Here is a 21,917-nt window from a genome sequence, read left to right as displayed (position 1 = left end):
ATTTTGCCGGATCGATCGTGTAGAATCCGGTCAGTTCACCCGTTCCACCTCGTAGCCCGCCTCCTCGATGGCGGTCGTGACGCTCTCGGCGTGGTTCTCGCCGCTCGCGACCACCTGGAAGACGAGGTAGGCGTCGCCGACGTCCAAGTCGCCGACCGCCCGGTCGTGACGCACCGTCCGGATGTTCGCCCCCTTGTCGCCGATGATGCCCGAGATCCGTCCCATCTCGCCCGGTTGGTCCCGGATGCGGATGCGCAGACGAAGGAGTTGACTCCGGTCGGTCAGCGCGTGGGTCAACACCGTCTGCAGCATCGACATGTCGATGTTGCCGCCACAGAGGAGGGGGACGACCGTCTCGCCCTCGACGTCCACCTCGTCGCTCAACAGCGCCGCCACCGACGCCGCGCCCGCCCCCTCGACCAACTGCTTCGAGCGTTCGAGGACGGTCAGTAGGCTCCGGGCGATCTCGTCGTCGCTCACCGTCACCACCTCGTCGACGTGCTCCTCGATCAGGCCGAGCGTCAACTCCGAGATCCCGCCGGTGGCGATGCCGTCCGCGATGGTCTTCGGGGACTCCTCGTCGACCGGGGCGCCCTTCTGGAGGCTGTCGGGCACCGTCGCCGCCAGATCCGCCTGCACGCCGACCACGCGGATCGAACCGTCCAAGGCCTTCAGCGCGGTGCTGATCCCGCCGATCAGACCGCCGCCACCGATGGGGACGATCACCGTGTCGGCGTCGGGCACCTGTTCGTGGATCTCCAGCCCCAGCGTCCCCTGCCCGGCGACGATGTCGGGGTCGTCGTACGCGTGGACGAACAGGCGTCCCGGTTCCTCGGCCATCTTTTGGGCGTGGGTCATCGCCTCGCCGAAGTTCGCGCCGTGAAGCTTTACGGTCGCCCCGTAGCTCCGGGTCGCGTCCACCTTCGCCTGCGGGGCGTTCTCGGGCATCACGATGGTCGACGCCAGTCCGACCGTCGTCGCCGCCAGCGCAACCCCTTGGGCGTGGTTTCCCGCGCTCGCCGCGACGACGTGTTTGTCGCCCTCCGACTCGGCCTCCTGTTTCAGTTTGTTGTACGCGCCGCGGGTCTTGAACGAGCCGGTCCGCTGCAGGTGCTCCATCTTCAGGTGGACCGACCCACCCGACATCTCGCTCAGCGAACGGTTCGTCTCGATCGGTGTCTGCCTGACGATGTCGGGGTCGTCGAACCGCTCCCGCGCGGCCTCGATGTCGGTGAGTGTGACTGTCATGAACTATCCTCTCACACACGCCCGAATAAAGGGCTTGTTTACCGCAAGGTTGCCCGAGCCACTCAGTCGACGAGCAACCGCGCTGGGGCCGCGAGCAGTTCCATCACGCGGTTGGTGAACCGGGCGGCCACCGCGCCGTCGACGACGCGGTGATCGACCGACAGCGACAGCGGGAGCGTGTGCCGGGCGACCACCTCGCCGTCGACGACCCGGGGTTGCTCCTCGATCCGACCCAGCGCAAGGATCGCCACCTCCGGGTGGTTGACGATGGGTGTGGCGTATCTTCCGCCGATCACCCCGACGTTCGTGACGGTGAACGTCCCGCCCTGCATCTCCACGCGGTCGATGCGCCGGTCGCGGGCGCGTTCGACCTTCGACGCCGTCTCCGCGGCGAGGTCGAGCAGCCCCTTCCGGTCCACGTCCTCGATCACCGGGACGAGCAAGCCGGCCTCCGTCGCCGTCGCCACGCCGATGTCGTACGTCTCGTGACAGCGGATCTCCTCGCGTTCCTCGTCCAGTGAGGCGTTGACCCGCGGGAACTCGGCGAGTGCGCCGGCGACCGCACGCATCACGAACGGCAGGTAGGTGAGCTCGACCCCCTCCTCGGCGGCGTACGGTTCCAGCTCGGCTTTGGTCTCGACCAGCCGCGTCACGTCCACCTCGTCCGTGTGGGTGACGTGTGCCACCCGTGCCGTCGACTCGACCATCCGCTCGCCGATGGTGCGGCGGATCCCCCGGTAGGGGATGCGGTCGCCGGGACTCGGGTCGGCGGCCGGCGTCGACGCCGTCGTTCCAGTCTCCCCGTCCGCCTCGCTCCCGTCGTCCCGCTCGCTCGCCGCGTACTCCCGGACCAGTTCGGCCGTGACGACGGCGACCCCGTCGCGGCGCTCGTCGGTCGGCACCGCGTCCAGATCGACGCCGAGGTCGTCCGCGAGGCGACGGGTCGCCGGGGCCGCGAGCGTCCGGTCGCGGGTCGATCTCTCCCCGTCGACGGCCGCCGCCCGCTCGACCGTCTCCGACGACTCCCGGTGTCCCGTCGCGTCGTCGCTCCCCTCCGCCGCGTCCCGCACGTCCGCGTCGGTGACCCGCCCGCCCGGCCTCGATCCCGAGACGCGCTCCAAGTCGACGCCGAGTTCGCGCGCCAGCCGTCGCGTCCGCGGCGGCGCGACGGCGCGTCGGTCGGCCGCCGACGCGGGTCCGTCGCCTCCCTCCTCGGGGCCCCCCGTCGCGTCCCCGTCGTCGCTCGTCTCGATCGAGACGACGACGCTCCCGACTGGCACCAACTCGCCCTCCTCGGCGTGCAGTTCCACGACCGTCCCCTCGTACGGCGAGGGGAGGTCGACGACTGCCTTGTCGGTCTCGACTTCCGCGAGCGGTTGGTCCGTCCCCACCTCGTCGCCCGGTTCCACCAACCACCGGAGCAACTCCCCCTCGGTGACCCCCTCGCCCACGTCCGGAAGTGCGAACGTCTCGACGGTCACGGGAACGCGACGACCTCCCGGATTCCCGCCTCGATCCGCGTCGGCGAGGGGAGGTAGTAGTCCTCCGAGGCGTACAGCGGTACTGGCGTGTCGAAGCCCGTGATCCGTCCGACCGGTGCCTCCTGGTAGAGCAGCGCCTCCTCTTGGAGGATGGCGGTGATCTCGCCGCCCAGACCGCCGGTCCGGGGCGCTTCGTGGACGACCGCCGCCCGCCCCGTCTTCTCGAACGAGTCGACGATGGTCTCGCGGTCCAGCGGCGAGAGCGTCCGCAGGTCGACCACCTCACAGTCGATCCCCTCCTCGGCGAGCGTCTCGGCGGCGTCCATCGTCGGTCGGGCCATCGCCCCCCACGTGAACACGGAGACGTCGCTCCCCTCGCGCCGGACCGCCGCCTCGCCGAGCGGCACCGTGTGGTCGCCCGTGGGCACCTCCTCGCGGAACGCCCGGTAGACGAGTTTGGGTTCGAGGAAGATCACCGGGTCCGGATCCCGGACGGCCGACGCGAGCAGTCCCTTCGTGTCCGCGGGCGTCGACGGGACGACCACCTTCAGTCCCGGCTCGTGGACGAAGAAGGCCTCCTTCGACTCCGAGTGGTGCTCCGGCGCTCGGATGCCGCCGCCGTACGGCGCGCGCACCACCATCGGGCACGTGAACCGCCCCCGGCTTCGCGCCCGCAAGCGTGCCGCGTGACTCACGATCTGGTCGAACGCCGGGTAGATGAACCCCATGAACTGGATCTCGGGGACGGGACGGAGTCCGTAGGCCGCCATGCCGATCGAGGCCCCGACGATGCCGGACTCAGCGAGGGGCGTGTCGATCACCCGGTCCCCGCCGAACTCCTCGTAGAGCCCTTCCGTCGCGCGGAAGACGCCGCCGTTCTTGCCCACGTCCTCCCCGAGGACGATCACGTCCTCGTTCCGTTGCATCTCGGTCCGGAGACCGTCCCGGACCGCCTGTACCAGCGTCAGATTCTGGGTGTCCGTGTTCGTGCTCATCGGCCGTGGACCGCATCGTCGCCGTGTCGGTCGCGCAGTCGATCCAGCGTCACCCCCCGCTCGCGACGCCCCGTGGGTGTCACCGCGTGGACGCGGTCGACCATCGGATCGGTGTGACCCTCCGGGGCCCTCAGGTCGCCGCGTGGGCCTCGCGGCGTGCCTCGTCGACGCTCCGTCCGTCCCGGAGGACGGCGTCGACGAACAGTTCGCCCGCCCGGTACGACGACCGGACCATCGGCCCGCTGGCGCAGTAGAGGAAGCCGAGTTCCTCCTCGGCGACCCGCCGCCACGTCTCGAAGGCGTCCGGGTGGACGTACTCGTAGACGTCGAGGTGCGAGCGCGAGGGCTGGAGATACTGCCCGAGCGTGATCACGTCCACGCCGGCCTCGCGACAGTCGGAGAGGGTGCGGTAGAGCTCGTGGTCGTACTCCCCCACCCCGAGCATGAGGCTCGTCTTCGTGTAGACGTCGGCGGCGGCGGCGCGTTCGAGCACCGACAGCGACTGCTCGTAGCCCGCGCGTCGGTCCCGGACCGGCCACTGTAGGCGCTCGACCGTCTCGACGTTGTGGGCGATCACGTCCGGCCCGGCGTCGACGATCAGATCGACCAGGTCCGGGTCGCCCCGGAAGTCGGGGATGAGCACCTCGACGAGGATGCCCGGGTGCCGGCTCTTGATCGCCTCGATGGTGCGTGCGAAGTGGCCCGCGCCCTGATCGGGCAGGTCGTCGCGGTCCACGCTCGTCAGGACGACGTAGTCGAGTCCGATCTCCGCGACGGCGTCGGCCACGTTCGACGGTTCGTCGGGGTCGAGTGGCTCCATCCCGCCGGTCTCCACGTCACAGAAGTTACAGCCCCGCGAACACCGGTCGCCCATCAGCATGAACGTGGCCGTCCCCGGACCGTCGCGGCCGCTCCAGCACTCTCCCAGGTTGGGGCAGTTCGCCTCCTCACACACCGTGTTGAGGTCGTGTTCTCGCAGGGTCTCCCGAATCTCCGTGAACCGCCCGCCCGAGGGTGGCCGCATCCGCAACCAGTCGGGCTTTCGCCTGCGTGCCATACCCTCCCGTTCGGGTCCCCGAGCAAAAACGTGTGGGACGACCTCTCGGTCCGCGGATACGTTTCCACGACCGTCACGACCACGCCTGCCGGTCGTGAGCGACCGGCCGTCGTCTCGCTGGCCGTCGCCGCCGCGTCCACGGACCGAGTCGACCCCCGACCGGACGGAAACGCCTTTGCCGTCCCGTCCCCCCGACACGGGTATGACCCGCTACGGCTCCGCTCGCGTCGCCACGGGGGTGCCGGCCGCGTGAAGGTCGCCGACGCCGTTCCGGAGTTCGCCGACGCCTTCGACTTCGAGGAGTTCAACGCGATGCAACGCGAGGCGTTGCCGGTCCTCGTCGAGACGGACCACAACGTCGTCGCGTCGGCACCGACCGCCAGCGGCAAGACCGCACTGGCGGAACTCGCCATCTGCAAGACGCTGAGTGAGGGGGGGACCGCACTCTTCGTCGCCCCGATGCGCGCGCTCACCAACGAGAAGGAGAGCGAGTGGGAGCGCTTCGAGGAGATGGGCTACTCGGTGTACGTCGTCACCGGGGAGCGCGACCTGAACCCCCGGCGCGCCCGCCACGCGGACGTCCTCGTGATGACGCCCGAGAAGGTCGACTCCGCGACCCGCAAACACGACTCCCGGCGCTACGACTTCGTCACCGACGTGGACTGCTGTGTGATCGACGAGGTCCACCTCCTCGACTCGGAGCGCCGCGGGGGTGTCCTCGAGGTCACCGTCTCCCGACTCCGCCGGCTCTGTGACCCACGGTTCGTCGCACTCTCGGCCACGATGCCCAACGTCTCCGACGTGGCCGCGTGGCTCGACGCCCCGCCCGAGGCGACCTTCGCCTTCGGTGACGACTACCGCCCCGTCGACCTCCAGACGGGCGTGAAGACATACAGCCACGGCGAGAACTCCTTCGCCGACAAGTACCGCCGGCTCTACCGCGCGCTCGACCTGGCCGAACCCCACGTCCGCGAGGACGGGCAGGCACTCGTCTTCGTCGCCTCCAGACAGGACGCCGTCAGCGCCGCCGCCAAGACCCGGGACGAACTCGCCGAGCGAGACGTGCCGGTCGGCTCCCGGGGCGACTACGACTTCCACCAAGACGCCAAAGAACTGAGCGACGACAGCCTCCGCAAGGCCGTCCTCGACGGCGTCGCCTTCCACCACGCCGGGCTCTCGAAGGCCGACCGCGACCGGATCGAGGCGTGGTTCCGCGAGGGGAAGATAGCCGTCCTCTTCTCCACCTCGACGCTCGCGTGGGGCGTCAACCTCCCCGCCCGGTGTGTGATCGTTCGCGACACCAAGTACCACGACCCCTTGGAGGGTGAGGTGGACATCAGCCCCCTCGACCTCCTGCAGATGCTCGGGCGGGCCGGCCGTCCGGGGTACGACGACGTGGGCTACGGCTGGGTGGTGTGTGATCGCTCCGACGCCGACCGGTATCGGCGCCTCCTGCGCGAGGGGACCGAGATCGAGTCCCACCTCGCTTCGGATCTCGACGCCCACCTCAACGCCGAGATAGCGATGGGCACCGTCGACGACCTCGACGACGTGCTCTCGTGGCTAGAGACCACCTTCTACTACGTCCGCGCGGACTCGGAGCCGGCGGCCTACGACTTCGAGAACCTCCGTGACCGGGTTCGCGAGACGCTGGAGTCGCTGGTCGACCGCGGCTTCGTCGAGACCCGCGAGGACCTCGGCATCGATCCCACACCGCTCGGCCGTCTCGCCTCGAAGTACTACCTCCGCCTGTCGACCGCGCGGGCCTTCCGGGATTTGGCTGCCTGCGACCGGATCGACGCCGCTGCGGTCCTCGAAACCGTCGCCGCTGCCGCCGAGTTCGACTCCGTCTCCGCTCGCCAGTCCGAGGCCGAGGCGGTCGAGGCCGTTCTGGGGCGCGAGGCGTCGGGGACGTCACCGGAGGACGGCGACGCCGACGGCCCGGAGCTCGACGACGGCGGGCGGAAAGTTCTCGCCATCCTGCGGGCCAGCACTAGCGACTCCGTCCCCGCGGACCTGCGGAGCGACGCGTGGATCATCCGCCGGAACGCGCTCCGTCTGCTCGCCGCCCTTCGGGAGTTCCTCGACCGGTTCTCCGGTCCGCGGGCCGCCAACCTCGCTCGCCGCCTCGAAGCCCGGATCGAACACGGCGTCAGCCGCGACGCCGTCTCCCTCACCGCCGTCGACGGCGTCGGGGCCGGCCGCGCGAGCACGCTCGCGACCGGCGGTCACTCCCGCCCCGCGGACTTGGTCGACGCCGGCGCGACCGAACTGACTGGAGCGGGGCTCTCCGAGGGCGTCGCCGAGCGCATCGTCGAGGCGGCCGCCGACCTCCCGGCGCTCAGGGTGTCGTGGGACGACCTTCCCGACTCGATCGCCACCGGCGACAGCGAGATGTGCGAGCTCCGGATCCGCAACGAGGGCGGCGGCGCGCGTGTCGGCGTCCGCGTCACCGTCAACGGTGTCGAGATGCACGAGAAGACGACCTACCTCTCGGACGTGACGACCGTTCCGGTGGGTGTGTTCGGGGCGGACGCCGAGGAACTCGACTTCCGGGTGGAGGTGTCATTTCCGGAGTTGCCGGTGCAACCGTTCGTGGGAGGGCGGACGGTTCGGGTGGCGTAGTCGTCGGCCGTCTCACTCGGCTGTCGGTAGTTCGACGACGAACGCCGCTCCGCCGGCCGCGCTGTCTTCGACGCCGACCTCGCCCCCGTAGTTCTCGACGAGCGTATCGACCAGATACAGGCCGATGCCAGTTCCCTGGCTGTCGAGGCCCTTCTCCCCCTTGCCGAAGATGTTCTCTCGCTGGTTCTCGGGGACTCCCGGACCGTTATCGGCGATCCGAAGGACGGCGGTGTCGTCACGCTCCGTCACCGACACGGTCACTCTCGGTGTCTCCGCATCGTTGTGCTGGATCGCGTTTTTCAGGAGGTTCCTGAAGACGGAGTGCAGCATATCGTCGGCTTCGACCGTGACCCGTGGCACGGCCGTCTCGGTGCTGACGACCGCTTCCGAGTACGTCGACCGTATCTCGCCGAGTTCGTTCTCGAGGACGGTTCGAAAGTCGACGGGTCGTGACGCCTCGTCGGTCGAGAGCATCACGTCGGCCATCTCGCGGGCTACCTTCGTGAGTCCAATCGCGTGATCGAGGGTCTCGTCGATCGTCTCGAAGTGGGCGTCCGCCTCCTCGTCGTCACACTCGTCGGCGAGGATCTCAACGTAGCCCGTTATCACCTGGAGGTCGTTGCGAATGTCGTGCCGAAGTACCCGGTTGAGGACGTCGAGGTTGTCGCGTTGCTCCTCCAACCGTCGTTCGTACTCCTTTCGGGCGGTCACGTCCCGAACCAGCGCGTGCAACACCGGCTCGCCCTCGTACTCGAACCGGCTGAGCTTCACCTCGGCAGGGAACGTCGTGCCGTCGACGCGTTGATGTGTCCACTCGAAGAACGCTTCCCCCTCCTCGAAGGCCGTTTCGACGTGTGCCAGCGCCGCCGCCTTCGAGTCCGTCCCGTCCGGCTGCTGTGGAGGGGAAAGTTCCCACGGCGCACGACCGACGAAGGCGTCCACGGAATCGACGCCGAACAGCTCGAGCGTCCGCTCGTTGCAGTCGATGAACCCGTCACGGTCGAGCAGCATGAGCGCGTCGCGGGTGTTCTCGAACAGGCTGCGGTATTTCTCCTCGCTCTCCTTGAGTTCCCGCTCCCGTTTCTTCCGCGCCGAAATGTCCCGGACGAGCGCGTGTATCGCCGGCGTCCCTTGGTATTCGAACCGGCTGAGCTTCACTTCTGACGGGAACTCCTCCCCGTCGCTGTGCTGGTGGGTCCACTCGAAGAACGCTTCCCCCTCCTCGAAGGCCGTCTCGATGTGCGCCAGCGCCGCCACTTTCGAGTCCTCCCCGTTCGGTTGTCGTGGAGGAGAGAGTTCCCAGGGCGTGTACTCTCGGAACTCTTCGACGGAGCCGATACCGAACAGTTCGAGTGCCCGTTCGTTACAGTCGAGGTAGCCGTCGCGGTCGAACACCATGAGCGCGTCGCGCGTGCCCTCGAAGAGGCTCCGATATTTCTGCTCCCGCTCCCTGAGCTTCCGTTCCCGGTCCTTGCGCTCGGTGATGTCCCGGGCCACGGCGACGAACTTTCGGACGTCGCCGTCGTCGTCGGTAATCGGCGCGACCGTCTGGTTGAGAACGATCCGCTCGTCGTCCGACCGCTCGTCGATCATCTCCGCTTCCCACTGCTCTCCGGAGGTGATCGTCTCCCAGAACTCCTCGTAGAAGTCGTCGTCGTACTCTCCCGATTTGAGGATGCGTGGCGTCTCCCCGACGGCCGCTTGCTCGCTGTATCCGGTGATCTCCTCGAAGGCCGGGTTGACGTACTCGATCCGGCCCTCGGCGTCGGTGATGTAGATGGCGTGGGCGCTCCGTTCGACGGCCGATTTGAACTGCCGTAGCTCGCGTTCCCGACGCTTGCGTTCCGTCACGTCGACGAGATAGCCGACGAGATGGGGAGTCTCGCCCCCGCTTTCGACCGTTCTGGTGTACTCTTTCACCCATCGAACGTCGCCCGACGCCGTGATCACCCGATACGGAGTGAGGGTGATGCTGTCGACCGCCCCGGACTCGAGGTCGCTCGCCTCTCGAACGACCCGTTCCCGGTCTTCCTCGTGGACGATGTCGATGTACCTGAACTCTCCCGACTGGAGTTCGTCCGGCGCGTATCCGAGCACTTCCTCGACGTTCTTCGAGACGTACTCGATGGGCCAGCCCGCCGCGTCTTCCCATCTGAAGACGACCGCTGGACCCTCTTTGAACATGTCCCGCTCCTCCTCCAGCGCCAACTCGGCGCGCTTCCGGTCGTCGATATCCTGGTGTATCCCCACGGCCCGTGTCGGATCGCCGTCCGCGTCGCGTTCGACGACCGTTCCGATCGTGCGCACCCACTTCCAGCTCCCCGATTTCGTCTTCAGCCGGTGATCACACCAGTAGTACGGCGTCCGCTTCGAGATGTGCTCGGCGAGCGCCTCGTCGTGTCGCTCCCTGTCCTCCGGATGCACCACCCGTTCCCAGCCACGCATCCGATCGCCCATCTCGGCTTGCGTGTAGCCGAGCATCTCCGTCAACAGTTCGTCGCGTGACACTTCGCCGGTCTGCATGTCCCAGTCCCAGATCCCCAGGTTCGCCCCTTCGAGTGCCAGCTGCATGCGCCGTTTGGTCGTGACGAGTTCCGCCTCGCGCTCCCTGCGGTCGGTGATGTCACGACCCGTCACCAGAATGCTGTCGACCACGTCGTCGTCGGTCCGGTTCTGCAGGATCGCCTCGATCCAACACCATGACCCGTCGGCCCGTCGGAGTCGACAGTCGACCGTCCGGGACGCCTCCCGATCGGTTCCCACCGCTTCGATCGCGTCCGTGACGGTATCCCGGTCGTCCGGGTGTACGTACGCCGTTCCAGCGTCGCCGATCAACTCCGTCGGTGCGTACCCGAGCACCTGCTGCACCGCGGCGTTCACGTACGTTACCGTCGCGTCGACCGCGACGACGGCGACGATGTCGTTCAACTCCTCGACGAGTCTCCGACGCGGCTCGAGATCCCCCGATCCCGTCATTTACGGGCGGTACGTGATCCCCGATAATATAGCACGGGGACGCCACGTACGCACACTCACGGTGCTCGCTGTCGGCTCCGTACCCTACGATAGGACGCCGAGACCGACGAACGCCGCCCGCAACGCCGTGGCGTCGGCCGCCTCGTGGTCGGCCAACGTCGCCGCCTCGGGATCGCCGCCGTAGGCGATAGTTACGATCCCGGCCCGCGTCGCCGCCCGGACGCCGTTTGGGGAGTCCTCGACGGCGACGCAGTCGCCCGGATCGACGCCCAGTCGCGCTGCCGCGGCCGCGTACACGTCCGGTTCCGGCTTGCCGGGACCGTCGACGTCCTCGGTGCTCACCGTGGCGTCCACGTCGAGGTCGAACCGCTCGACCACCCGTTCGATCCACGACGGGGGACTGGAGGAGACGACCGCGACCTGCAGGCCGCGGTCGTGGAGCGCCGCGAGTAGATCCCGGAACCCCGGCATGAGGTCGGCCGACTCGTAGAGCTCCGCCGCAGCCGACTCGTAGAGGTCCAGAAACGCCTCGCGCCCCATCGCCACCTCGTAGCGCTCGGCCAGGTAGTCGTAGGTTTCGCGGTAGTTGATCCCCCGTATCTCGGACTGCTTCGGGTCGCCCGCCGCGACCGCCGTGGGGAGGATCACTTCCGCCTCGCGCTCGCGCCAGAACTCCTCGGTGTCGACGATCACGCCGTCCATGTCGAAGAGCACCGCGTCCATGCGCGCCTTCGATCGGCCATCGCTGAAAGACCTTCGTCCGAGGGTTTTCGGGCGGGAGGGCGCCCCACCGCTCCCATGCCAGACGCCATCCGCGCGTTCGCCGGCGACTGTACCGTCGAGACCGACGACCGGACCTACCGGGGGCGGGTGCTCGTCCTCGTCAAGCCCGACCGGACCGTCCTCGTCCACGACGCAGGCGGGTACCAGCCGGTGGCGTGGCTCACCCGTGCCGACAGCGTCACCGTCGAACGGGACGGTCCGGGGGTCGGTCTCACCGCCCGTCTCGACGACCGCCGACTCCGGGTGACCGCCGACCGAATCCGAAAGTCGGTGTACCGGGCGTCGGCGGCGGGCGTCCCCGTCGGCACCCACCCCGAGTCCGGGGGAGCCCTGATCAGGGCGGACGGTGCGGTCGTCGACGCCGATACCGACACTCGGTATCCGCTGGTCGCCGGGGCGACCGTCCTCGATTCGGCCTGTTCGGACTGCGGTCTGCCACTCGTGTCCGTCGACCGCGGCGCGACGTTCGAGGTGTGTATCGACCGCGCCTGCCAGCCACTCGACGGGGTCGTTCGCGAACGGTTCGACCGCGCGTGGACGTGTCCGGACTGCGGGGACGACCTCCGGATCATCCGGCGCAAGGGTCGCCTGCTCGCGGGCTGTGACGGCTACCCCGACTGCGAGACGGCCTTCACCGTTCCCGCGGGCGTCTTCGTCGACGACTGTCCGTGTGGTCTCCCGGTCTTCGAGACGGCGACGGGGAGGCGGTGTCTGGACGGCACCTGCGACCGGTGGGACGGCTGACCGGCGGTCGTCGGCAGCCACCGCAGACCCTTTACCCGCGCCCCGCCGCCACACGGGTATGCAGGGGACCTTCGAGGTCGAGGAGGGCGTGGTCCGCGTCGGCGGCGACGCCCGCCAGCGCTTCTACGACGCCCGCGGCTACGGCCGTCCACTCGACGGCAACCGGATCGAACTCGCGCCGGTGGAGGCTGCACACCTCCTCTTCCGTGGCGACCTCGACACCGTGGTCACGCCTGCGGACGGTGGGGACGCCGACGCTCTCGATTTCCGGACCTTCCTCGTCGCCACCGACGCAGCCCTCCACTTCGTCGTCTACAAGGACCTCCGTGACCGGGGCTTCTACCTCTCGCCCGCCCGCGATGGTTGGGTTGAGGACCCCCACGGAGCGGACTTCGTGGTGTATCCACGCGGAAAGGGACCGGCGGACGACGCCGTCGCCCACTGCGTCCGCGTCGCCGGCGAGCGAGAGACCATCGCCGCGGCCGGCCTCGGCGACGTGACTCTCGCCGTCGTCGACGAGGAGGGAGAACTCACCTACTTCGAGACGGGCCGCCCCGGTCCCGAGGGCGACGCCGGCGCGGACGACGAAACGTCGCGGTACGACCCGCCGACCGGGATGGCGGCCTCGCTCCTCGCCGACCGGGCGGTAGTGTGGGAGCCGCCGGAATCACTCCACGACCGTGGGTTCTACGGCCAGCGGCTCCGGGGCCGCGACGCGGACGGCGGGCCGCTGCAACTGTCCTTGGTTGAGGCGGCGTATCTCGCCCGGCGGGACGCCCTCTCGATCGCCGAACCCCGCGTCGTCGAGCGCGGCCGTGCCGTCGAGGGAGAGCGGTTCGACCGGCGCCTCCGCGCGTACGCGGCGCTCCGGGCGGCGGGGAGCGTCCCGAAGAGCGGGTTCAAGTTCGGCGCGGATTTCCGCACCTACGACGGGTTCACGACTGTCGACGAGATGGGCCACTCGACGCGTCTGATCCGGGTCGTCGCGCCCGATCACACGTTCCTCCCTCGGGACCTCTCGCTCGACGTGCGCCTCGCCGGTGGGGTCCGGAAACGAATGGTTTTTGCGCTGACCGACGTGAACGAGGGGATAGACTGGCTCTCGATCGACCGACTCACGCCATAACATGACACGAGACACCCCGCAGGACGCCGACAGCGAGGCCCCGAGCGACGCGGCCGTCGACGAGACGGCCGCCGACAACGCCGCGACCGACGGTGGCACCGCCGCCGGCGCGGACGACGTCGCGCTCGACCCCTGGGGGTCGTCGACCGTCGCCGACTACCGCAAACTGTTCGACGAGTTCGGCATCGAGGCCTTCGACGAGGTTCTCCCCGACGTGCCGGAGCCCCACTACCTGATGCGCCGGGGGGTCATCTTCGGCCACCGCGACTACCGCCCCGTCGCCCGTGCCCTCCGCGAGGGCGAGGACGCGGCCGTCCTCTCGGGCTTTATGCCCACCGGCGACCCCCACATCGGTCACAAACTCGTCTTCGACGAGATCGTCTGGCACCAGGAGCGGGGCGCGGACGCCTACGGCCTGATCGCCGACCTCGAAGCCCACAGCGCCCGTGGCCTCTCGTGGGACGAGATCGACGAGCACGCCCGCGACTACCTGCTCTCCCTGCTCGCCCTCGGCTTCGATCCCGAGGAGGGGGAACTCTACCGCCAGTCGACCAACCGCGAGGTGCAGGACCTCGCGTTCGAACTCGGATCGAAGGCCAGATTCGCCGAGTTCGAGGGCATCTACGGCTTCGACGGCGAGACCTCAGTCTCGCACATGCAGTCCGTCGTCACGCAGATAGCCGACATCCTCTACCCCCAACTGGAGGAGCCCAAGCCGACGGTCATCCCGGTCGGCCCGGATCAGGACCCCCACATGCGGCTGGCGCGGGACGTGGCCGCGCGGACGCGCTACTTCAAAGTGACCGAGGCGTACGCCTCCTTCGCGGCCGATCCCGGGGAACGCGACCACCTCGCGGCCGCCTACGGCGCACTCGCCTCCGACGACGGGGATCCGGTTCGCTGTGCGGACGCCGCCGACTGGCTCGATACGGAGATGACTCCCGACGCCGACCGCGACGCCGCCATCGAGAAACTCCGGGCGGCCGGAAAGGAACCGCTCCGTCCTCGGGTCCGTTTCCTCGACCGCAACGCCACCGAGGAGGCGTTCGACGCGCTGATCGAGGCGATACCGGGCGAGAAACGCCGGTACGACGAACACGTCGACGCCTTCGGGATGGATCGGGCGGCCGCGGAGGAACTCGCCCGCGAGGTGGAACTCGACCACGGCGGCTACGGCTTCCGTGCGCCCTCCTCGATCTACCACCGCTTCATGACCGGACTGACGGGCGGGAAGATGTCCTCCTCCGTGCCGGCGAGTCACATCTCCCTGCTCGACGACCCCGAGGACGGCTACGACAAAGTAAAGGCGGCGACGACGGGTGGCCGCGAGACGGCCGAGAAACAGCGGGAACTCGGCGGCGAGGCCGACGACTGCCCCGTCTACGAACTGTACGCCTACCTGCTGGCCGGCGACGACGACGACTTCGCGACCGAGGTGTACGAGGAGTGTGTCGGCGGCGAGCGGCTCTGTGGCGGCTGCAAAGAGCAGGCCGCCGAACTCATGCGCGAGTTCCTCGAAGACCACCAAGAGAAACGCGAGGAGATGGAGGCGGTCCTTGAGGACGTCGACATCGACCTCGACTCGGACCGGCGGGGCGTCGCCGGCGACGACCACTGACGGTGGGGAACGTTTTTGTCTCGCGGCCCGAATCGAACGGGTATGGCGACCGACCCCGCCACGACCGACACGCTCGCCCGCGAAGCGACCGAGCCGGGGTTCGGGTTCTTTTTCCTCGCCGTCTGAGGCCGGCGGACTCCGCCCGCGGCGGGCGGACGAAACCGGCTCGCTCGGCCGCTCGACCGGCCACGCGACCCCTTCGGAACTGCTAACTGACCGGCTTCGGTGAATACGAACAAGAATGCGACTTCCGGACTCACAGATCGCGGTGTTGGAAGCCGCGAGCGCGACGGACGAACGGACGATAGCACAGTTGAGCGAGTCGACGGACCTCGACCCGGCGACGGTGACCGGCGCGGCGTTCGACCTCGAAGACGAGGGGTTGGTGACCGTCTCGGCGTCCGAATCGGTCTCCCACGAGGTGACCGAGGAGGGAGCGACCTACGCCGAGGCGGGACTACCCGAGGTTCGCCTCTACCGCGCCGCGCTCGCCGCCGGCGCCGACGATACCCCCGTCCCGATGGGGCAGGTCATCGGCGCGGCCGACCTCGACGGTCCCGAAGTCGACATCGCGCTGGCGAACTACGCCCGCAAGAGCTACGGCGACGTCGATTCGGGTGAGATCACCGCCGACCCGGACGCCGACCCGGACGCCGATCCGGAGGCGGCGGCGCTCGCGTCGCTTTCTTCCGGCGACGGCGAGGAGCCACACTCCTCGGGAAGCCGGCCGCAGGCCGTCGAGGAATCCGACGCCCTCGACGGACTCGTCCGGCGCGGCCTCGTCGACCGCCGGGAGCGGGCCGTCCGCTCGGTCACGCTCACCGACGCGGGTGTGACCGCGCTGATGGAGGGTGTCGAGACGGCGGAGACGGTCGACCGCCTCACGCCCGAGATGCTCACCTCCGGCGAGTGGCGCGACGCCGAGTTCTCGGCGTACAACGTCGAGGCCGACGCCCCCGAGGAGCGGGGTGGCTCGGTCCACATCCTCCGTCAGACCGCCGAACGCGTCAAGGAGACGCTCGTCGGCATGGGCTTTCGCGAGATGGAGGGTCCCCACGCCGACTCGGAGTTCTGGATCAACGACTGTCTGTTCATGCCCCAAGACCACCCGGCGCGGACCCACTGGGACCAGTTCGCGCTGGACGTGCCCCCGATGGAGTCGATTCCCGAAGACCTACTGGACCGGGTCCGTTCGGCCCACCTCGAGGGCGTCGGCGAGGACGGGCAGGGGTACCACTCGCCGTGGACCGAGGAGGTGGCCCGCGCGGTCGACCTCCGGGGCCACACCACCTCCCTGTCGATGCGCTACCTGTCGGGCACCGAAATCGGCGACCTCGAACCTCCCGAGCGCTTCTTCAGCGTCGAGAAGGTGTACCGCAACGACACGCTCGATCCGACGCACCTCTTGGAGTTCTTCCAGATCGAGGGCTGGGTGATGGCGGAGAACCTCTCGGTCCGGGACCTGATGGGTACCTTCGAGGAGTTCTACCGGCAGTTCGGCATCACCGATCTGGAGTTCAAACCCCACTACAACCCCTACACCGAACCCTCGTTCGAACTGTTCGGCACCCACCCCGAAACCGGGGAACTCATCGAAATCGGCAACAGCGGGATGTTCCGCGAGGAGGTGTTGCGACCGCTCGGTGTCGAGTGCGACGTGATGGCGTGGGGACTGGCGCTCGAACGACTCCTGATGCTCATGTACGGCTTCGACGACATCCGCGACGTGCACGGGACGCTCTGTGATCTGGACCTCCTGCGGACCACGGAGGTGTTGCACTGATGCCCGTCGTCGACGTCGATCCCGACGCACTCCGGGAGTTGACGGGGCACGACGAGAAGAGCGACGAGGAGTTGAAGGAGGACCTGTTCGCCCTCGGTCTGGAGTTCGAGGGCGAGACCGAGGACGGGCTGTTGCAACTGGAGTTCGGCCCGGACCGGCTGGATCGCCTCTCCGTCGAGGGCGTCGCCCGCTCGTTGCGCTACCAGTACGGCGACGACCGCGGCGTCTACGTCCCGAACACGAACGACGCCGACTGGACCATCGTCGTCGACGAGTCGGTGCCCGAGGAGCGACCCCGTGTCACCGGCGCGGTGATCCGTGGCGTCGACCTGGACGACGCCGCGCTCGACTCCCTGATCCAGTTGCAGGAGAAACTCCACGCCACGATGGGACGCAAGCGCGCGAAGGGGGCCATCGGCATCCACGACCTGACGATGCTGAAAGGGGCGGGCTACGATCCCAACGACGAGGGACCGGCCGGCAACGCCATCACCTACCGCGGGCTCGACCCCGACGGTGACCGGTTCGTCCCCCTCGACGCCGACCGGGAGATGACGCCCGCGGAGGTGCTCACCGATCACCCCACTGGCGAGACGTACGCGCCGATCGTCGAGGGGTACGACCGCTATCCCGCCATCTACGACGAGATCGGCCTGTTCTCGTTCCCGCCGGTCATCAACGGCCGCCGGACGGAGGTGTCGACGGACTCGCGGAACCTCTTTGTCGAACTCACGGGGACCGACCAGTGGACCATCGACCGGATGTGCAACGTGATCTGTTACGCGCTCGACGCCCGGGGTGCGACGATAGAGGAGGTGGCAGTCGAGTATCCGGACGGCCGCCTGGTCCGCCCCGACTTCGAGGTGGAGACGAAGACTGTCGCCCACGACCGCATCGAGTCGATGCTCGGGATCGACCTCGACGTCGAGGAGGCGGTCGACCTCTTCGAGCGGTCGGGACTGGACGCGGCCCCCGAGGAGGCAGAGGGCACCTACGAGGTGTCGATCCCGCCGTACCGCACGGACGTCCTCCACCCACTCGACCTGATCGACGACGTGGGTCGGGCCTACGGCTTCAACGAACTCGACCCACGGTATCCGGACGTGGCGACCGTCGGGAGTCGACACGACCGGTCGAAACTGGAGTCGGCCGCGCGGACACGGCTCGTCGGCCTCGGCTTCGAGGACCTGCTCAACTTCCACATGATCTCCGAAGTCGAGAACTACGATCGGATGGGGGTCGAAGCCGGCGGCGACGCCTACGGCGGCGACCCGCCGGTGACCATCACCGAACCGTACAGCGAGGACTACACGATGCTCCGGACGTGGGCGCTCCCCTCCCTGCTGATGGTGTTGGAGAACAACACCCACCGGGCGTACCCACAGGACCTCGCGGAGATCGGTCTCGCCGCGGGCGCCGACGCCGACGAGAACACGGGCGTCGCGGAGCGCCGCACCGTCGCGGCCGTGCTGGCCCGCCACGACGCGACCTACGAGGACGCCAAGTCCCGTCTGGCGGCGCTGTGTCGGGGCTTCGGCGTCGACCTCGAGACACCGGCGACCGACCACCCGACGTTCATCGACGGCCGTGCGGCCGACGTGGTGATCGACGGCGAGTCGGTCGGCGTGATCGGCGAGGTCCACCCGCGGGTTCTGGTCGAACACGACCTCGAACTGCCGGTCGCGGCCTTCGAGTTCCGGCTGGACGCGTTGGCGTAAACCCCGTTCCCTTCTTCGGCCCCGACAGCCCCCAACCGAGGCGTTTAACACCGGCCGCTCCGGTAGCGTCACGCGAGCAATACCATGCCGAGCGGAGAATACGACCCGGAGACGGTCGAACGACAGTGGCAGGAGCGGTGGGTCGAGGAGGATCTCTACGCCTACGAAGGCGAGGGGGCCGTAGACCCGGACACCGTCTTCTCCATCGACTCGCCGCCGCCGACGGTCTCCGGGAGCCTCCACTGGGGCCACGTCTACGGCTTCACCCTGCAGGACTTCGTCGCCCGGTACAACCGGATGCAGGGCGAGGACGTGTTCTTCCCCTTTGGCTACGACGACAACGGCATCGCCTCGGAACGCCTCGCCGAGGACGAACTCGAGGTGCAACACCAGGACTACGACCGCGACGTGTTCCAGGAGATGTGCCGTGGGGTCTGTGCGAAGTACGAGGCGGACTTCACGGAGAAGATGCAGGCGCTCGGTATCTCCATCGACTGGACCGAGACCTACCAGACCATCGAACCGCGCGTCCAGCGCATCTCCCAACTCTCCTTCATCGACCTCTACGAACAGGGTCGGGAGTACCGCCAGCGCGCGCCCGCCATCTGGTGCCCGGACTGTGAGACGGCCATCTCGCAGGTCGAGATGGAGGACTCCGAACAGGATTCGCACTTCCACGACATCGCCTTCGACGTGGCCGGGCGTGACGAGACGTTCACCATCTCAACGACCCGCCCCGAACTCCTGCCGGCCTGCGTGGCGGTGTTCGTCCACCCCGACGACGACGAGAACGGCTACCTCGTCGGCGAGGAGGCGGAGATTCCGCTCTTCGGACAGACGGTACCCATCATCGAGGACGAACGCGTCGACATGGAGACCGGATCGGGGATCGTGATGTGCTGTACGTTCGGCGACCAGACCGACATCGAGTGGTACCAGGCCCACGACCTGCCCCTCCGGATCGCCATCGACGAGTCGGGGACGATGACCGACGTGGCCGAGGAGTACGAGGGGCTCTCCGCCGAGGCGGCCCGCGAACGCATCGTCGACGACCTCGACGACGCCGGCGCGTTGTTGGATCGGTGGGCCATCTCCCACGTCGTCAACGTCCACGAGCGGTGTGACACGGAAGTCGAGTTCCTCGTCACCGAACAGTGGTACATCAAACTGCTGGACAAGACCGAGGAGTACCTCGACGCCGGGCGGTCGATGGACTGGTTCCCGGAGAAGATGTTCACGCGGTACAAAAACTGGATCGAGGGGCTCCAGTGGGACTGGGCCATCTCGCGCCAGCGGTCGTCGGGCATCCCGTTCCCGGTGTGGTACTGCGACGACTGCGACACCGAGATCGTCGCCGACCGCGACCAGTTGCCGGTCGACCCCCTCTCGGACGACCCGCCGGTCGACGCCTGTCCGGAGTGTGGGTGTGGGACGCTCGTCCCCGAAGACGACGTCTTCGACACGTGGGCGACCTCCTCGTTGACGCCGCTGATCAACGCCGGGTGGGAGTTCGACGACGACGCCGGGGAGATGGCCATCGAACGGCCAGAACTCTACCCGATGGACGTGCGCCCGCAGGGTCACGACATCATCTCCTTCTGGCTGTTCCACACCGTCGTGAAGTGTTACGAGCACACCGGCGAGGTGCCCTTCGACAGCGTGATGATCAACGGGATGGTGCTCGACGAGAACAGGGAGAAGATGTCCAAATCGAAGGGCAACGTCGTCGCGCCCGACAAGGTCTTAGAGGAGTTCCCGGTCGACGCCGCACGCTACTGGGCCGCCGGGAGCGCCGTCGGCGACGACCTACCGTACAAGGAGAAGGGCCTCCGTGCGGGCGAGCGCCTGATGCGAAAGCTGTGGAACGCGTCGAAACTCGTCGACGACCTGACGCCGGAGAAGCGGCTCTCCCGGCCCGATCTCCGGGAGATCGACCGCTGGATGCTGGCCGAACTCGACGCGCAGATCGAGACCGTCACCGAGCACTTCGAGCGCCGCGAGTTCTCGAAGGCCCGGGACGGCCTCCGCTCTTTCTTCTGGCACACGTTCTGCGACGACTACCTCGAAATCGCCAAACAGCGCCTGCGCGACGGTACCGACGAGTCGGCGGCGTACACGCTCCAGATCGCCCACCGGCGCTTCTGTAAGCTGTTCGCGCCGATCCTCGCCCACGTCACGGAGGAGCTCTGGCGGGAGATGTACAGCGAGGGGAGCGTCCACACGACCGACTGGCCCGAACCGCTGGGCGTCGAGGCCGACCTCGCGGCGGGCGAACGGGCGATGGCCGTCGTCGGGGCACTCCGGAAGTACAAGTCGGACAACCAGTTGTCGATGAACGCCGACGTGGACGCGGTTCGGGTGTACGGCGACGTCTCGGCGTTCGCCGACGACATCCGGCGTGTGATGCACGTCGGCGAACTCGAGTCCGTCGACGAGGAACCCCCGGTCGAGTCCGTCGTCGCCGGCGTCGACCTCGACTACTCGCTGGTCGGTCCCGAGTTCGGCGGACAGGTGTCCGCCATCGAGGACGCCATCGAAGCCGGTGAGTTCGAGGTCGTCGACGACCACCTCCACGTCGACGGCGTCGAACTCGCACCCGAGATGTTCGACATCGAGGAGGAGCGTCGCTACGCCGGCGAGGGCGAGATGATCGAGGCGGGCGAGACGGTCGTGATCGTCCGGAACTAGCGGCCGACACCGACCGCGTCTTCCACCGAGTCGAAGCCGTCCCGTTCTAGGAGGTCGAGGAGCCCCTCGTTGATGTCGCGTGCGAGCCCCGGTCCCTCGTACACCAGTCCGGTGTACAGTTGGACGACGCTCGCTCCCGCACGGATCTTTCGGTAGGCACCCTCGGCGTCGGTGACGCCGCCGACGCCGACAATCGGTACGTCGGTTCGGTCGGCGATGAACTCGATCGTCCCCGTCGCCCGTTCCTCGATCGGCTTCCCCGAGAGGCCACCGCGTTCGACCCGGTTCGGATTCCGCAGCCCCTGCGGGCGGTCGACGGTCGTGTTGGTGGCGACGACGCCGTCCAGGTCCAAGTCGTCGACGACGGCGAGGGCTTCGTCGATGGCGGGGGCCGCGAGGTCGGGCGAGAGTTTCACCAACAGCGGGTCCGCCCCGGCGTCGAGCAGTCCCCCGAGAATGCGTTCGAGCGACTCGCGGTGCTGGAGGTCGCGCAGGCCGGGCGTGTTGGGGCTCGAGACGTTCACGACGAAGTAGTCGCCGGCGTCGGCCACGCGCTCGTAGGTGTAGCGGTAGTCGTCGGCCGCCTCGTAGAGCGGCGTCGCCTTCGACTTCCCGATGTTCACGCCCACGGGCGCGTCCGGGAGGTCGGCGTCGTCGAGTCGCGCGCCGATCCGGTCCGCTCCCTCGTTGTTGAACCCCATCCGGTTGATCAGCGCGCCGTCCTCGGGGAGCCGAAAGAGGCGGGGTCGGGGGTTGCCGGCCTGTCGCTCGGCGGTGACGCCGCCGATTTCGACGTGACCGAAGCCGAGTGCGACCAGCGCCGACGGCACCTCGCCGTTCTTGTCGAAGCCGGCGGCGACGCCCACCGGGTTCTCGAAGTCGAGTCCGAACGCCTCGGTGCGCAGGCGGTCGTTCTCGACCGTGTACCGCTCCCGGAGGAAGTTCTCGACGGGCGTGTGCTGGACCCCTCGGAGTACCCGGTGTGTCACCCGATGGGCCGTCTCCGGCGGAAGTGCGAACAACAGCGGCTTGAGCGCGTCGTACCCGTTCATCTGTCGTCGTCCCCCGGCGGCGA

At 68.3% G+C, this 21,917-nt stretch carries 14 protein-coding genes; 7 read left to right on the top strand and 7 right to left on the bottom strand.

Features of this window, described 5'->3' with window-relative positions:
• Nucleotides 1-30 precede the first annotated feature (30 nt).
• From ilvA to lipA, 4 genes are all read right to left on the bottom strand, one after another.
• Nucleotides 31-1,248: a threonine ammonia-lyase gene (ilvA, locus tag NBT81_RS01135; protein WP_338740431.1), complete on the bottom strand. Its 1,218-nt coding sequence runs from the start codon at nt 1,246-1,248 to the stop codon at nt 31-33.
• Between the two features lie 62 nt (nt 1,249-1,310).
• Nucleotides 1,311-2,729 (bottom strand): dihydrolipoamide acetyltransferase family protein, encoded by a 1,419-nt coding sequence (locus NBT81_RS01130; RefSeq protein ID WP_338740429.1) that lies wholly within the window; start codon nt 2,727-2,729, stop codon nt 1,311-1,313.
• Nucleotides 2,726-3,724: an alpha-ketoacid dehydrogenase subunit beta gene (locus NBT81_RS01125; protein WP_338740427.1), complete on the bottom strand. Its 999-nt coding sequence runs from the start codon at nt 3,722-3,724 to the stop codon at nt 2,726-2,728. The genes NBT81_RS01130 and NBT81_RS01125 overlap by 4 nt, the downstream gene beginning before the upstream one ends.
• A 130-nt stretch (nt 3,725-3,854) precedes the next feature.
• Entirely contained in the window at nt 3,855-4,781 is a 927-nt protein-coding gene (gene lipA / locus NBT81_RS01120) for a lipoyl synthase (protein WP_338740425.1), read from the bottom strand.
• Nucleotides 4,782-5,030: 249 nt separating this feature from the next.
• Here lipA and NBT81_RS01115 point away from each other — a divergent pair, with 249 nt between their 5' ends.
• Nucleotides 5,031-7,406 (top strand): DEAD/DEAH box helicase, encoded by a 2,376-nt coding sequence (locus NBT81_RS01115; RefSeq protein WP_338742464.1) that lies wholly within the window; start codon nt 5,031-5,033, stop codon nt 7,404-7,406.
• Between the two features lie 12 nt (nt 7,407-7,418).
• Here NBT81_RS01115 and NBT81_RS01110 read toward each other — a convergent pair whose 3' ends face one another.
• On the bottom strand, nt 7,419-10,382 hold the full coding sequence (locus NBT81_RS01110) for a PAS domain S-box protein (protein WP_338740424.1): 2,964 nt from the start codon (nt 10,380-10,382) through the stop codon (nt 7,419-7,421).
• 84 nt (nt 10,383-10,466) lie between these two features.
• A complete protein-coding gene (locus NBT81_RS01105) occupies nt 10,467-11,105 on the bottom strand; it encodes an HAD family phosphatase (RefSeq protein ID WP_338740423.1) in 639 nt (212 codons plus the stop codon).
• A gap of 75 nt (nt 11,106-11,180) precedes the next feature.
• Here NBT81_RS01105 and NBT81_RS01100 point away from each other — a divergent pair, with 75 nt between their 5' ends.
• The 6 genes from NBT81_RS01100 to NBT81_RS01075 all read left to right on the top strand — a co-directional run bounded on the left by NBT81_RS01100 (nt 11,181) and on the right by NBT81_RS01075 (nt 20,842).
• A complete protein-coding gene (locus NBT81_RS01100) occupies nt 11,181-11,909 on the top strand; it encodes a DUF91 domain-containing protein (protein ID WP_338740422.1) in 729 nt (242 codons plus the stop codon).
• A 58-nt stretch (nt 11,910-11,967) separates the two neighbouring features.
• Entirely contained in the window at nt 11,968-13,035 is a 1,068-nt protein-coding gene (endA, locus tag NBT81_RS01095; RefSeq protein WP_338740421.1) for a tRNA-intron lyase, read from the top strand.
• 1 nt (nt 13,036) lies between these two features.
• Nucleotides 13,037-14,653 (top strand): tryptophan--tRNA ligase, encoded by a 1,617-nt coding sequence (locus NBT81_RS01090; RefSeq protein WP_338740420.1) that lies wholly within the window; start codon nt 13,037-13,039, stop codon nt 14,651-14,653.
• 241 nt (nt 14,654-14,894) lie between these two features.
• Nucleotides 14,895-16,436, top strand: coding sequence for a phenylalanine--tRNA ligase subunit alpha (locus NBT81_RS01085; RefSeq protein ID WP_338740419.1), 1,542 nt, complete (start codon nt 14,895-14,897; stop codon nt 16,434-16,436).
• Nucleotides 16,436-18,154 carry a phenylalanine--tRNA ligase subunit beta gene (pheT, locus tag NBT81_RS01080; protein ID WP_338740418.1) on the top strand — a complete coding sequence of 573 codons (1,719 nt, stop codon included), beginning with the start codon at nt 16,436-16,438 and terminating at the stop codon, nt 18,152-18,154. The genes NBT81_RS01085 and pheT overlap by 1 nt, the downstream gene beginning before the upstream one ends.
• Before the next feature lie 84 nt (nt 18,155-18,238).
• The gene (locus NBT81_RS01075) at nt 18,239-20,842 is read left to right on the top strand and encodes a valine--tRNA ligase (RefSeq protein WP_338740416.1); all 2,604 of its coding nucleotides are present in this window, start codon (nt 18,239-18,241) and stop codon (nt 20,840-20,842) included.
• Here the strand turns inward: NBT81_RS01075 and NBT81_RS01070 are convergent.
• Nucleotides 20,839-21,894: a quinone-dependent dihydroorotate dehydrogenase gene (locus NBT81_RS01070; RefSeq protein WP_338740415.1), complete on the bottom strand. Its 1,056-nt coding sequence runs from the start codon at nt 21,892-21,894 to the stop codon at nt 20,839-20,841. The genes NBT81_RS01075 and NBT81_RS01070 overlap by 4 nt on opposite strands.
• Nucleotides 21,895-21,917 lie beyond the last annotated feature (23 nt).

Source organism: Haloplanus sp. CK5-1 (assembly GCF_037201915.1).
Classification (GTDB): Archaea; Halobacteriota; Halobacteria; order Halobacteriales; family Haloferacaceae; genus Haloplanus; species Haloplanus salilacus.
Note: the sequence above shows the minus strand (reverse complement) of the source record. Positions and strands in the feature narration are given on the sequence as shown.